We start from the raw sequence: 12,954 nt of genomic DNA on the forward strand, positions 1-12,954 counted from the left end.
CGGTCGGCGAATTAGCTGAAAGAGAGAGCGCTAAGCTCCCGTCCTCAAGGAGCGGACGGGATCAGCCATGAGCGAATAGAGCGCGGGGTAGTTCATCTTAGGAATGGATCTCGTCAGGAGAGATGGACCTCAAAGAGATTCAGAAGACCAATTGAGAGAAGACGGAAGGGGCACCCCCGGGGGCGTCCAGAAAAGACGGAAGGAAAAGCGATCCACCTCGCGATCGCAGAGAAACTGTTAAAACATCCTTCTAGTAAGACTGTATCTTTTTCTAGTGAAATATATCCTAGTTCGAAATCTATAAGAGGTGTACTATTGTACAGAACCGCAAAGCAGGTAGTGGAAAGCAAGGAAGGATGAATATCCGACCGCGCTTTCGGCTGTTTTCTCCTGATCTCTTTCATTGAGGCAGTAATCGTGATATCTTGTGGTTCCAGGCTCTGATAACTTCGTTTCATTGCGGGCCTCTTTTTCCCGCTAATTCCGGACGCCCCCGGGTGGGGGTGGGTCTCATCCACCCGTATTTCTGGACATTATGGGGGGTTCTGGACACTACGGTTATTTGTATAATGAGTGCGTTGTCTCCTATCATGACCGAGTACTTTCAGGACCGATCAGAGATCTTCGAAAGCGAACGTATCCTGAAAGAGAGTTACACACCGAATGATCTTCCAGAACGAGAAGAGCAACTCAAACGACTTGGGTTGGAGGTTCTTTCCCCAGTTCTCAACGATGCACCCCCTCACAACGCGTTTCTGTACGGTAAGCCCGGGCAGGGGAAAACAGCAGCTGCACGTTTTCTCCTTGAGAAACTGCAAGAGGAAGTCGATGAGCGGAGCGGAATCAACTTGACTACTATCTTTCAAACGTGTAAAGGGCATCACTCTTCGTATCAGGTTGCGTGTGATCTTGTAGAACAATTAACTGGTGACAACCCGAACGGTCATCCAAAGAGGAAAGTATTCGCCCGGCTGTACGATGCTCTTCAAGATATTGGTGGAATTGTCGTTATTGTCCTTGATGAAGTTGACAACATCGGAAACAAAGATATGATTCTCTATGAGCTGCCACGCGCGCGTGACAACAGTCATATTGAGGATATGGACGTTTCCGTGATCGGAATCAGCAACGATATGACGTTCTACGAGGAACTCGACCCTCGAGCTAAGGATTCGCTATGCGAGGTCGAAATTCACTTTCCACCGTATGATGCTGATCAACTGCGGAGCATTCTCAACCGTCGGTCAGAGAAAGCGTTCGTCGATAGTGCTGTCACGCAGGAAGCTATCGCACTAGCAGCGGCGCTTGCTGCCCAAGATCTAGGATCGGCACGGCAGGCAATTCGGTATCTGTACAAGGCCGGTGAGTTCGCCGCTCTTAACGACGAACCGCAGGTCAGTGAGGAGCATGTCCGTAAGGCCGAGGACCATGTTGAGCAGATGAACATCGCGCAGAGCATCCGTGATTTGACAATACAGGATCAGTTGGCATTGCTAGCACTCACTTCGTTGGCAACAGGGAATGAAACGCCAGCGCCAACACCAGAGGTGTACTCGAGGTACACAGATATCACATCTCACGTGGACACGAACTCGATCGCAATGCGTCGGGTTCGCAGTCATCTCCATGATCTAGATATGATTGGTGTCGTCTCAGGCGCAAAACGTAGTGGCGGATCGCGGGGCGGTCCAAAGTACTACTGGGAGTTGAACACGGATTTGGATACTACGGTCAATGTCTTGACTGAGGAAAATCGGTTTAATGATGTTCTTAGCTTGATAGATAAGCCATAACAGCTTTTCTGGACATTCAGGGGTCAACCGGACGTAATGGGTTCTTTAGTTAGAATCCTATCTTATTCTCGAGCTCATGTGATGTACTGTATTCTTCATTTCCAAAATATCCGACAACATTCGCATGTCGGTACAGCTCTCGGCGCCACTTCTGGCTATTATCCTGTATTGCATTTCCCAGATGTAATAACATGCACTCATCTATAGGATGTTCATACCTTCTTGAATGTGGGGATAGAACAATTGTCATGGTATAATGGGTTTGAAAAGGGCTTGTTGGAAACCACAGACTCAATCTGACTGGCCCCTTCGAACTACACACCGAATGCGGATCGATTTCGACGACGGGACACTCGTGCTCCAAGATGCGCCTGCCGAGGTCCCCTTTGCGGAGTGGGACGATCGCATTGATGAGTACCGCGTGCAAGCCTATCGGTATCGGGAACTTCTTGAGTGGGCTGGTGGCTGGTCCGACAGCAACGGACAGACAACACTCGAAGATGCGTTACCACGTTCTATGTCTCTCCACGATGCTGCCCGAAGTTATCCAGAACTCGATCTGACACCGGCGCTCCACATCGAACCGCGTGACTACCAGCAGGCCGCCCTCGACGCCTGGATCGACCACAGCCGTCGAGGGAGTGTTGTTCTCCCGACTGGCAGCGGGAAGACCTTTCTTGGACTGCAGGCAATCGCTGACGCCGGCGTGAGTGCGCTTGTCGTGACACCGACGATTGACCTGATGAATCAGTGGCACGCCACACTCACCAACGCCTTTGGCGATCAACTCACAGAGCCGATCGGCGTTCTCGGCGGCGGCAGCCACGAAGTCACCGCGATTACCGTCACCACCTACGATAGCGCCTACCGCTACATCAACGAATACGGCGACCAGTTCGGCTTACTCGTCGTCGACGAAGAACATCACCTGCCAGCGCCGACATACCGGCAGATTCCCGAGATGACGATTGCACCGTATCGGTTGGGACTGACTGCTACCTACGAACGGCCTGACGGAAAGCATGAGCTCCTCGAGGATCTCATCGGTCCGGTTGTTTATGAAGAGGCTGTCGACGAACTTGCTGGCGAGTACCTCAGCGAGTACGAAACCATCCACATGTCTGTCGAGCTCACGCCAGAGGAACGGGAGACATACGACGAGGAGTACCAGATCTATCGCGACTACGTCGATAGCCACGAGTTCGATCTCTGGAAAGAGGAGGGTTATCAGGAGTTCCTCAAACGGACGTCCTACGATCCGAAGGGTCGGCGGGCACTCATCGCCAAGCAGCGCGCCGAACGCATCGCCCGAACGGCAGAGAAAAAACTCGAGACGCTCGACAACCTGCTCAAACGCCACCACGACGACCGCGCGATAATCTTCACTGCGAACAATGACTTCGCCTACGAAATCTCTCAGGAATTTATCGTCCCCTGCATCACCCATCAAACGAAGACGGACGAGCGCACCGAGATTCTCGAGCGGTTTCGGACTGGCGAGTACTCGATGCTGGCAACGTCACAGGTGCTCGACGAGGGGATTGACGTTCCCGCTGCGAACGTGGGAATTATCTTGTCGGGAAGCGCTTCGAAACGACAGTATGCCCAGCGGCTTGGGCGCATCCTCCGGCCGACAGATGACCGCCAGCCGGCACGCCTCTACGAGATCATCACGGCAGACACGATGGAAACGTACGTGTCCCAACAGCGCCGACAGGGGGTGACGACGAATGCTGACGGCTGATCTGGCTCGTTCTCGTACCACCGGCGATGCGATCAAGCCGCTATTTATTGATCCAACGGATGAGAACTATCGAGAGACGGCACGCGAACTCATTGCGCTGTTCGATGCCCATCTCGGTGAGCCGAAAGGCGATCTCGAAGACGCGATCGACGAACTCACTGTGGCGGATACCGACTACAAGATCGTCCAAGGGCTGGCGAAACTGCTTCTCGACGAGTGTGAGTTCGAAGTCATGTCTCCAGTCGAGCCTCGTGAGATCCGCCAGACCCTGTTCGAGAAGGCCAACGAGCGGTATCCGGTTGTTCGCCAACCCACGCTCGGTGACGACACACAGAAGATCGAGGTATATAGTGCAGTTGCTGATGAGTTGGGTATCTCACTCGAAGCGTGCTACCGCGGGATGTATGCTGACCTCGAGGAAAACAAACGACTTGTCCAGGTCGGCACACGGACCGCTGACCAGTATGACGGTGCTGGCGAGCAATCGACTACGACCACGACACTGACTGGACAGTAGCGATGGCGAGTACGACCACACTGACCTGACGGTCGACTGGCTGGTCACTCGCTACAATCTCGCGCTCGCCCAGGCAGCCCTCTACGATGCGACCGAGATGCGAATCCGTGTCTGGGATCATTTCGGGACGGTATTCAGCTACGTCAAACTCTTCGGACTGATGCATCGGATCTATCCGATCGATTCTGATGGCAAGCATGTCGAACGAACTGACCGTGCCGATGGCTACGAGGCCATACTTGACGGGCCAGCGTCGTTGTTCTCCCAATCGCAAAAATACGGCATCCGGCTGGCGAACTTTCTACCAGCATTGCCTCTTTGTGACCGCTGGGAGATGACTGCCACAGTGCTTATTGATGAGACAGCAGGTGAGACACGGCAACTCAGATTAGACGACACTGACGGACTCGATTCACACTACAGTACTGGCAGGCGGTTCGATAGCGATCTTGAGCAGACACTCGCCCAGAAATGGGAGCGAGCGACCACGGACTGGGAGTTACTACGCGAAAACGATGTGTTTGACCTCGGTGATGAGGTGATGATCCCCGATTTCGCGATCGAGCATCCGGACGGTCGGCGAGCGATTCTCGAGATCATCGGATTCTGGACACCCGAGTATCTCGAGTCGAAGCTGAAGAAAATACGCCAGGCAGATGCTGAGAATCTCCTTGTCGCAGTCTCCGAACAGTTAGATTGCTCGAATAGTGACTTCGGAGACACGAGTGACCGGGTGCTTTGGTTCAAAACTGGGATTCATGTCTACGACCTGGTTGAACTGGCAGAAGAGTATTCGATTTGAGAACGGAACTCTCAGTGTTCTCTTGACTGGCAGATGATTCGTGTCATGCGCGGTCGCGTCCGCGTAACTGGGAATCGGGAAGAGATTGATAATGAGGACATCGGATATATCACCTGTCGCGTGATCCACTGCGCGCGACACTGCCCGGATTCAATCATCGCCCACCCTCAGTCCCGTCCGGTGTTGATCGCTGTCCCCGATCCACCGGATATACCGCTTTTCGAGACTCGAGACACACCGTGTGCAGAGTGAACTCTGTGTACGTGGGGCATCAACTACAACTATCTATGAAGGGGGGGAGTTTCATCCCTGTTTTCTCAGGAAATACGGTGTGTCCTTCGTCCCCCTACGTTCCGTGCCGCTGGTCGAACACTCCAATATCAGAATCTGTACTGTCAGGTCCAGCAACTGCCTTCGCACACTCGAGCTCACGGATCTCTCTTTGAGCCTGTTGTTCGAGCATTTCTGCTCGCCGACACCGGTCACGAGCGACGTCGTCGACACTGTCCTCGTCACCGATCGTGAAGCGCTTGCCACGGTGATCGATCTGCTCGAGCATCAGTACCGATCCTCGGCTTCGTCCACTGCAGCATCTCGAGCGTCCGCTTGGAGGTGCTCGTAGCGGACCTCACAGCTGTCCGAACAGAACCGACCAGCATACCCTGCAAGATCGCGAGCAGGTTCCGAACACGTCGGCATCCGGCACTCGTCGCGATCAGTCATCTGGCGATCCCTCGCTTCAGGAGCTGAGTTGTTTCAGTGGCTATCGACGCGATTGCTGTCTCTCTTTGTCTCATGGGTTGCTGCGGTGGACTCCCTTCGAGCCCCCGCACCCCTTTCAGGGGGTACAAATCGTCTCGAGTGACGAGATCACTCGACAGTCAGCGGCTGAACTGTACCATCTGGCGCAGGGACAAGTCCCGTGCGGATCTCGAGGTCGACACGCCGAAGATGCTTACAGCCGTCAGTCTGGCTGGCGCTGCTCGAAATCAGGGCAGGTACACGTCGTTGCCTCGATATCGACCTTGTAGGTGTTCCCGCTCTCACTCTCGACCTCGTAGATCGGGCCCACTGTCGCAAAGCAGACATCCAACTGTCTCGTTCAGTGCACGGCGCGTTCGTGGATCGTCGATCGAGTAGCCACCTGCCTCGAGGGCAGTCAGCGGCTGGGGGTTGTCGCAGGGGTACGGTGAACTCCGTCGCGATGGTTGCGCTTCTTGGCCTGCACTTCCTGCAAGCGCCAGTAGCGTGTACGATATTCGTAGCCATCGGTGAGGTTGATTTCGTACGGTGTTGGCTCTGTGCCCGGCAGCCACTTCAGTCGATCGCGACGAGCTCATGTCCGTTCAGTCGGGCAACGTCTCCTGGATAGCTGCGATCACGGTCGCTCGTGTACTCGTTTGTCGGGCTATCTCGATGCAGGTCGCTCTCGGGTGGTCGATCTGTACTCATTCGTGGCCTCGAGGCATGCGAGTGTGCGCCTCACCCTCTCAGGCGCGGAAAATCACCGGTGGAAGCAGATTAGGTGAACAGATCAAGTCCTCGGCTATCTGGCTGGACTTTTACAGTGCTCGTGGATCGCTATCGACGATGCTCGCAAATGCGACGTTCTTCTGAACCTGTTCAATTTCGATGGTAGGTTCGTCACCAGGTTGGGCTCCAGAGACGATCACGACATAGCCACGCTCGACTTTTGCAATGCCGTCGCCCTGATCGCCAACAGTCTCGATTGTTACATTGTGTACCTCGCCTTCCTTGACAGGGGGTCCCGATGGAGTTCGGTTCGTGGTTTCCCGAGAAGGAGGTTGTTGTGTCTCCTGTTGTATCGATGACTCTGTTGAGGCAGGAGACTCAAGAATCGCTACGCGATATGTTTCGTCAACTGATAACGCTTCATGATCAACTTCATTCGAGGGAACTTCTATAACGTATGTTCCATTTTGTTCTTCGACTGGGGAGCTGAACAGAGAGCACAGGGAATCGGGAATCTCGACCATTGAGTTTCTAGTGTTCAGTACCCACGGGACAAGTAAGTTTCAGTACTTCACAAAGCTGGTCCTTGTGATTGCATCGTCTGCTTGCTCGACAGTAGACACACCTCATGCAAGCAGATTTTTCAATTAATCAGCTTCGTGAAGTACTGAAGATAGCCAGTTCTTGTATTAACCATGTGGCTGACCGACACACTGTTGATCCACCATGAGTGCGGTGGCCCACCTCCCGCATGGCTAGCCACTACAGTTCTGTCACCCAATATTGATTTATCGTTGTATAAGTGTTGAACATGGTGATATTTGCGACCGGAAGACTAAGGAGTGTGTCATGTCCATCATTGTTCTATGACGACGAATTCGGATGAACCGCAGCTTCTCTCCGATTCATCACTAGAAAAACCGGAAGAAGATCAACTGGGATACGATGAATTTGCAAAGGATATCGCAGACTCAATCACTTCAGAAGTACCCGGAGAAGAATTCATTATAGGGATTTACGGTCCTTGGGGATCTGGGAAGAGTACAGCACTCAATTTTATCGAGTACTATCTTGAGCAAAGTCAAGAACCGCCTGCTGTAATCCGGTTCAATCCGTGGTGGTTTTCCGGACAAACCGATCTGCTGGAACGGTTCTTCGCTCAGTTAGAGTCGGGATTGGAGAGCGAGGACGGATTCGACAAAGTTAGAACCCAGCTGTCAAACTTCTCTTCTGCACTCTCGACTGTTCCTTTGTCGGCGGTTACAGGGGTTCCCTCCCAGAGATTTCTTCAGTATTTAGCGCGGAGACTGGATCCAACCCCCGGTAATGTCGAAGAGTTAAAACAGAATATTTCAGATACGCTTGAGGAAACAGACCGTCGGATCGTTATCTTTCTCGATGATATTGATCGACTGACCGAGGATGAGATGGCGCAGATGTTCCGGCTTGTGAAAAGCGTAGCCGATTTCCCGAATGTAACCTATATCTTAGCGTTCGATCACGATGTCGTCACCAATGCATTGGAGAGAGAAAAAGTGGTTCAAGACGGTGAAGAGTATTTGGACAAGATTATCCAGTTGCCACAGCATCTTCCTATTCCTGAAAAGGGTTCACTTGACCAGTTTTTCATAGATCGACTTCTACAGATAACCGGAGACAGAGAACTCGAGATCAATGAGAATCACTGGCAGAACGTCTACAGAGATGGTATCCTGCCTACTTTGAATACTCCAAGAGATGCTATTAGACTATCAAATTCAGTACGATCTTCATTCAGAAAACTCGAAAATGAAGTGAACTTTATCGATCTGGTTGCAGTTGAGACATTACGAATCTTCTACACCAATGCTTACGAGTATATCCGTGAACATCCAGAAGAGTTCACCAACAAAGGGAGAACACGCCGATTACGCGACGAGGATGACTATACTGAGTTTTTGGAAGAGAGTGTTTCAGGAGAGGTCGACCGCGAGAGAGTGGAAGCTATTCTAACGTATCTTTTTCCCCGCTTCGATACTGGATCCTCGTTTACGGGATCGCGGTACAGTGAAGACTCCAATACGTTCCGTAAACGGAAACGGATCTGTCATCCCGAGATCTTTCCTTTCTACTTCCGTCAGACCGTGCCTCGAGGAGAGCTTACTACCACGGAAATCGAATCAGTGCTTTCAGTTTCCGAGGACTCAGAGGCGTTCGCTGAGGAACTCAGACGGTTATCGACAGAAGAAGGGAAAGATGGCCGGTCTAAGGCAAACCGACTTCTGAACCGGTTCGCGGACTATACAGATGAGCTTTCAGAAGAACAAATAAAGGGAGCAATGAAAGCGTTGTTCCTTGTTGGAGATGAGCTGTGTGCTGTGGATCCGTCTAAGAGTATTATGGATGGTGGTACTCGGAATCAGATCAACTCGATTGTCTGGAGTATACTTAGAGACATGGAAGACCGGGAAGAACGGTTATCACTGCTCAAACAGAGTGTTCAGGTAGGAGACTCTCCTTTTGTATCGAGTCTTATCACCGGTGTTCTGTACCAGGAGCATGGTGAGATGGGTGGTGAGGGTACTGATGAGGAAGAGCGTTTGCTGAACTACGATCAGCTTGAGGAACTCACATCGGTTGTAGTTGAGAAGATTGAGGAAACCGGTGAGAAAGGTGACCTACTGGAGTCCCCGAATCTTGATGTTGTTCTCGCAAGATGGATGGAATGGTCTGATTCAGAGAAACCAGTTAAATGGGTTCAACAGAATACACAAGAGACAGATGATCTACTGCACTTTCTCAATCAGTATGTTAGTGAAGGAAGGTATGCTTCCATGGCTGAAAGCGGTGTACAACAGTTTTTTGATCCTCAGAGACTCGATTCCTTCTTCGAACTCTCCGAATTAGAAGATCGGTTGGACGACCTTGAGAAAGAAGAACTGGAGGACTGGCAACAACACACTATAGAACTGTTTAACCGAGGGAAAGAAATGCTGGATAATGGTAGAGATCCTAGTGACTTCTCTGCTTGGCGTCTCGAAAGATAAAACAATCATATTTCAAAGAGTGGCTGTTCTTATGTGGACCATTTATGTCAGATCCCCTTCTAGTGGAGTTTCTACCCTTCTTTGGCGGCCTCTCTGCTCCATATATCGCGTTTGTCCTTACTGCACGTGATCGTGATCTGTGTTGATCCCTCTGCCAGTCCCATCGATTCTTCCCATTGGGGTCGATCAGTCATCATACGCTACCTAGCGCGGCTAGACCTTGTGTCAGTCATGCGAGTGACCATCCTACCAGTGATCCATCACAGATGTGGTGATCAGCCAGACCTGTGACTATCTGCCACGAACGTATATGTGCCAAGAAGTCGCTGACACCTCAGCTAAAAAGTTCGTCTAAAATAGTTCCTAGACGTGATCTCAGACTCATCACATCATGTCCAAGTGTCTTACCGGACTTATGATGGGCCATCCACCGCCTCTGCGCCTGATTCATACTTCTAATCGAAGAAACAGTTTTCTGATCTAAGCTTGCGTAATTAGTAACTTCATCCAGCAAACTATGATGGCCGCCCGCCAAATTATAATATACTCCTCCTTGCTGCTCTTTAGCAATCACATCAACCCCCTGTCTGTCCTCAAGATAAGCGATGAACGCCCACTCAATCGCATGAATATAACTTCCTAAAGCAGGTTGCCAGAGATCGTTCTCCACACAGGCATCACCATCCTCGATCTGCTTTAACACCTCTTCTCCATGCTTCATACCTTGCAACTTCTTTCTCACATCCTCAGAAACCAACTCCGGCAAATCACTGGAACCACTTGGCAATCCATAAGCCGGAGGCTCCGCAGCCTTATTATCGCCTCCTTCAAACCCAATCGCCGCCAATGATGTGATCAAATCTTGGATTCGGGGATTCAACCGAGTAGGCTGAGGGAGAAAAGTCAAGTTCCCTCCCAATTCTTGTATTTCACCGGAAGCGTTCATAAACCTGCTTAGCCGAGCAGCAATTAGTTGCCCTTCTCTAGATTTAGCAATTGGATCCAGATCTCCGCCAACAAACTCATATTGCACATCATCGTCTCCCCCTTCAAAATCCAACGTATGCGTATATCCGTCAACAAATTTGAAGTAGTCATCAATAGCTGACAAATCGCTCACAATTTCAAAATCGCTGATGCCAGACTCTGAGAATTTGGCCTCCTGAATTGGTTTGGTGCGTGATAGCAGACCATGTTGGTATAACCAAGAAAGGGTTTGGCTGCGATCAGAAGCCGTCTCAATTTTCAAAAGATCGCTGTACAACACCGTCAATGAACCACCTGTACTCAGGAAATTAGGTATAACATCTGTCCAAGCCAGTGATTCGAATATATCCAATAGTTCATCCTCGTTATTATCGATCTCAGCTATTTTCTTGTTCTTACCTCTATAGAGATGGTTTAGGGGAAGATCAGAAAACTCTTCGTCATCTATTAGATTGATAAAATTTAGGTCCAAAACCAGGTGTTCAGCTGAAATAGAATTCGGAGAAAACTTCTTCCAGTCTTTCACTGTGATTTCATCTGGGATCCGGTCTTCGACACCGTGTTCCTCTACGCCATCAGTAAGTCGATCAGAAACGATCGTAGTCTCCATTATTGTCTATTAATTGAGTACTGGTAATGCAAAAAGTCTCTGACTCATTCATGGAAATCTCCGCTCTCCTTAACTCCTTGGTCGCGATGATGCTTGTTGGTGCGAAACTCGGTTTTCATACAGCCACTGAACTTTACTGATCATAGAGCAAACATAGAAACCGCTTTGGACCTAAAAAGATATATTAGAGTTAGGGATGCCAGAGCGGAAGAATCAGCATTATGTCCCTCAGCACTATCTTCGTGCCTGGGCTGCTAATGGCCAGCTCAATATATTCCATCTCGAATCCGGAGGTATCTTCTCGGAAGGAACTGACTCGGTCTGCGCCCGGAACTACTTCTATGGCAATCCACCAGTGGTCGAAGAAGAACTCGCCAACTTGGAAGGATATCATGCCCGTCCACTCAACGGTCTACGACAGGGAGACAACCTACCAGATTTCTCCGATCAGTACGTCCAACTGCTTCTATCGTTCGTCACCACTCAGCGTACTAGGACGAAGGCTACAAAAGAAGACATCAGAGATGGGGATGACTTCATCCGGGATGCCGTCAGGGAAGACTTGGAGGCCGACCGATACGAGGATAGGATCACCTGGAAATCCGATCTCACCGAGGATGAAAAAGAGGACGCATTAGTTGACGCTTCTCTGCTCGGTACCCACCACTATCTCATATCGCTAGGGATCTTCGGCTATATCGGTATCAGCGACCTTGAAGGGATAATGCTGCGCAACGTCACGGACCGCGAGTTCATAGTCTCTGACGTACCTGTTGTCCATGACATTCCCCAATACAGCCGTGAGCAGGGGATTGTACCGGCGGGACTGGCAAACCGCGGCCTCCAAATCTTCTGTCCGATAGACCGCAACCGAATCCTCCTGCTGTACGATCCAGAAGTCTACAGGTTTGACGCTAACTCCAGGAAGCAGGTCCTGATCAAGTCTCCTGATGTCGTTGACGAACTGAACCTACTGCAGTTCCATAATGCAGAAAGCATCGTAATGTTCGACTCCAGTAGCGAAGACTACATCCGTGGTTTGCATGTCCGTATCGACGAGGTCCGGAGAAGAGAAGAGATAACTGTGCCTCTAGAAGTAGAATCTGGTAAGAAGGAGGTAGTGAATAAAGTTCCTGCTTATCAGGTTCCGAAGCTCTCTCCAAGCCTTCCTGGCTGTACGACTATGGCCCATCTTCCCTATGCCAAGCAGCGTCCTAATTGTCGATCGACGGAGGCACAAAACCTAGCACGCAGAACATTCAACGAGACCGGTACTCCCGATTTGGGGCTGATCACCTCAATCAGAGTTCTCGAAGAGCTCTTAGATCTAAGTTAGAGCCGTCCTGCTGACAAAGTGAATTAATTTCTATATGTTAGCTAAACCGGTGGATGTTTATACTGAAGTTCAGAAAAGCCGAGGTATGTCACAGCCTCAGGTTGTCTACGCCCATCACATTCTGAATGTCCCAGAATCCGACATCGCGGATCTTTTCGGAAACGGGAAAATCGGAATCGACTACGGCATGGGCGAGGTCTACAACAAGACCGCGTTCAAAGAAGAAGGCGAATCCACTGCTGCGATAAACACGATGGACTCTCTGAGGACTGAAGGCGGGATTGTCCTTGGGCAGTACCACCACGACGATCTCATGCTGTTGGGCTACGTCAACCAAGAGAAGAACATTAGTGTGAAAGAGGCGGATGACGGTACCCAGATCAAAACGCTTCAGCTAGATCGATACGAGCAGGTCCACCGCGCCGATCATCCTGAGCTTTTCCAAGTCTCGAAATCACAGCACGCAGTCCACAACCTAGACAAAGATGCCGACACCGTGCGACAGGCGTTCAAAGAGATTTTTGACAAAAATACCCTGAACAACCTCTAATCAACTTTTTTAGAGTGGGAAACTGCATAGTAGCTGTAACTTGTGGACTTGACCAATGGAAAGAAGTCAGAGAATTTCTTGATAAGATATCTAATCGACTTCTTGGTACCGATCCA

The 12,954-nt window shown here is 50.5% G+C and carries 9 protein-coding genes and 2 pseudogenes; 6 read left to right on the forward strand and 5 right to left on the reverse strand.

The genetic code is table 11. The features are described 5' to 3' along the window. Positions 1-590: 590 nt before the first annotated feature. From BDK88_RS20105 to BDK88_RS22240, 3 genes and pseudogenes are all read left to right on the forward strand, one after another. Positions 591-1,793: a Cdc6/Cdc18 family protein gene (locus tag BDK88_RS20105; RefSeq protein WP_130501912.1), complete on the forward strand. Its 1,203-nt coding sequence runs from the start codon at positions 591-593 to the stop codon at positions 1,791-1,793. A 325-nt stretch (positions 1,794-2,118) separates the two neighbouring features. Further along, entirely contained in the window at positions 2,119-3,537 is a 1,419-nt protein-coding gene (locus tag BDK88_RS20110) for a DEAD/DEAH box helicase family protein (protein ID WP_130501913.1), read from the forward strand. Beyond that, positions 3,524-4,856 (forward strand): annotated as a pseudogene (locus BDK88_RS22240) (DUF790 family protein). The gene BDK88_RS20110 and the pseudogene BDK88_RS22240 overlap by 14 nt, the downstream one beginning before the upstream one ends. Positions 4,857-5,202: 346 nt before the next feature. On the opposite strand, the gene BDK88_RS20120 reads toward BDK88_RS22240, so the two are convergent. The 4 genes and pseudogenes from BDK88_RS20120 to BDK88_RS20130 all read right to left on the reverse strand — a co-directional run bounded on the left by BDK88_RS20120 (position 5,203) and on the right by BDK88_RS20130 (position 6,853). After that, on the reverse strand, positions 5,203-5,415 hold the full coding sequence (locus tag BDK88_RS20120) for a hypothetical protein (RefSeq protein WP_130501914.1): 213 nt from the start codon (positions 5,413-5,415) through the stop codon (positions 5,203-5,205). Then, positions 5,415-5,579, reverse strand: coding sequence for a hypothetical protein (locus tag BDK88_RS21425; RefSeq protein ID WP_165397018.1), 165 nt, complete (start codon positions 5,577-5,579; stop codon positions 5,415-5,417). The genes BDK88_RS20120 and BDK88_RS21425 overlap by 1 nt, the downstream gene beginning before the upstream one ends. 147 nt (positions 5,580-5,726) lie before the next feature. Continuing rightward, positions 5,727-6,308, reverse strand: a pseudogene (locus BDK88_RS20125) (hypothetical protein). Between the two features lie 110 nt (positions 6,309-6,418). Further along, complete coding sequence (locus BDK88_RS20130; RefSeq protein WP_130501915.1) at positions 6,419-6,853, reverse strand: TRAM domain-containing protein; 435 nt, start codon at positions 6,851-6,853, stop codon at positions 6,419-6,421. A gap of 342 nt (positions 6,854-7,195) precedes the next feature. Between BDK88_RS20130 and BDK88_RS20135 the strand changes: the two genes are divergently transcribed. After that, the gene (locus BDK88_RS20135; RefSeq protein ID WP_130501916.1) at positions 7,196-9,355 is read left to right on the forward strand and encodes a KAP family P-loop NTPase fold protein; all 2,160 of its coding nucleotides are present in this window, start codon (positions 7,196-7,198) and stop codon (positions 9,353-9,355) included. 334 nt (positions 9,356-9,689) lie between these two features. Here the strand turns inward: BDK88_RS20135 and BDK88_RS20140 are convergent, their stop codons facing one another. Next, the gene (locus tag BDK88_RS20140; protein ID WP_130501917.1) at positions 9,690-10,952 is read right to left on the reverse strand and encodes a hypothetical protein; all 1,263 of its coding nucleotides are present in this window, start codon (positions 10,950-10,952) and stop codon (positions 9,690-9,692) included. Positions 10,953-11,148: 196 nt separating this feature from the next. On the opposite strand from BDK88_RS20140, the gene BDK88_RS20145 reads away from it, so the two are divergent. Further along, positions 11,149-12,288 carry a DUF4238 domain-containing protein gene (locus BDK88_RS20145; protein ID WP_130501918.1) on the forward strand — a complete coding sequence of 380 codons (1,140 nt, stop codon included), beginning with the start codon at positions 11,149-11,151 and terminating at the stop codon, positions 12,286-12,288. Positions 12,289-12,373: 85 nt separating this feature from the next. Continuing rightward, on the forward strand, positions 12,374-12,838 hold the full coding sequence (locus tag BDK88_RS20150) for a hypothetical protein (RefSeq protein ID WP_130501919.1): 465 nt from the start codon (positions 12,374-12,376) through the stop codon (positions 12,836-12,838). Positions 12,839-12,954 lie beyond the last annotated feature (116 nt).

This window comes from Natrinema hispanicum, from assembly GCF_004217335.1.
Lineage (GTDB): Archaea > Halobacteriota > Halobacteria > Halobacteriales > Natrialbaceae > Natrinema > Natrinema hispanicum.

Excerpts from the sequence above, each read along its gene's own strand:
- BDK88_RS20105 (WP_130501912.1), top strand. The coding sequence starts at position 591 with ATGACCGAGTACTTTCAGGACCGATCAGAGATCTTCGAAAGCGAACGT.
- BDK88_RS20145 (WP_130501918.1), top strand. The coding sequence starts at position 11,149 with ATGCCAGAGCGGAAGAATCAGCATTATGTCCCTCAGCACTATCTTCGT.
- BDK88_RS20130 (WP_130501915.1), bottom strand. The coding sequence starts at position 6,853 with ATGGTCGAGATTCCCGATTCCCTGTGCTCTCTGTTCAGCTCCCCAGTC.
- BDK88_RS20150 (WP_130501919.1), top strand. The coding sequence starts at position 12,374 with ATGTCACAGCCTCAGGTTGTCTACGCCCATCACATTCTGAATGTCCCA.
- BDK88_RS20140 (WP_130501917.1), bottom strand. The coding sequence starts at position 10,952 with ATGGAGACTACGATCGTTTCTGATCGACTTACTGATGGCGTAGAGGAA.
- BDK88_RS20135 (WP_130501916.1), top strand. The coding sequence starts at position 7,196 with ATGACGACGAATTCGGATGAACCGCAGCTTCTCTCCGATTCATCACTA.
- BDK88_RS20120 (WP_130501914.1), bottom strand. The coding sequence starts at position 5,415 with ATGCTCGAGCAGATCGATCACCGTGGCAAGCGCTTCACGATCGGTGAC.
- BDK88_RS21425 (WP_165397018.1), bottom strand. The coding sequence starts at position 5,579 with ATGACTGATCGCGACGAGTGCCGGATGCCGACGTGTTCGGAACCTGCT.
- BDK88_RS20110 (WP_130501913.1), top strand. The coding sequence starts at position 2,119 with ATGCGGATCGATTTCGACGACGGGACACTCGTGCTCCAAGATGCGCCT.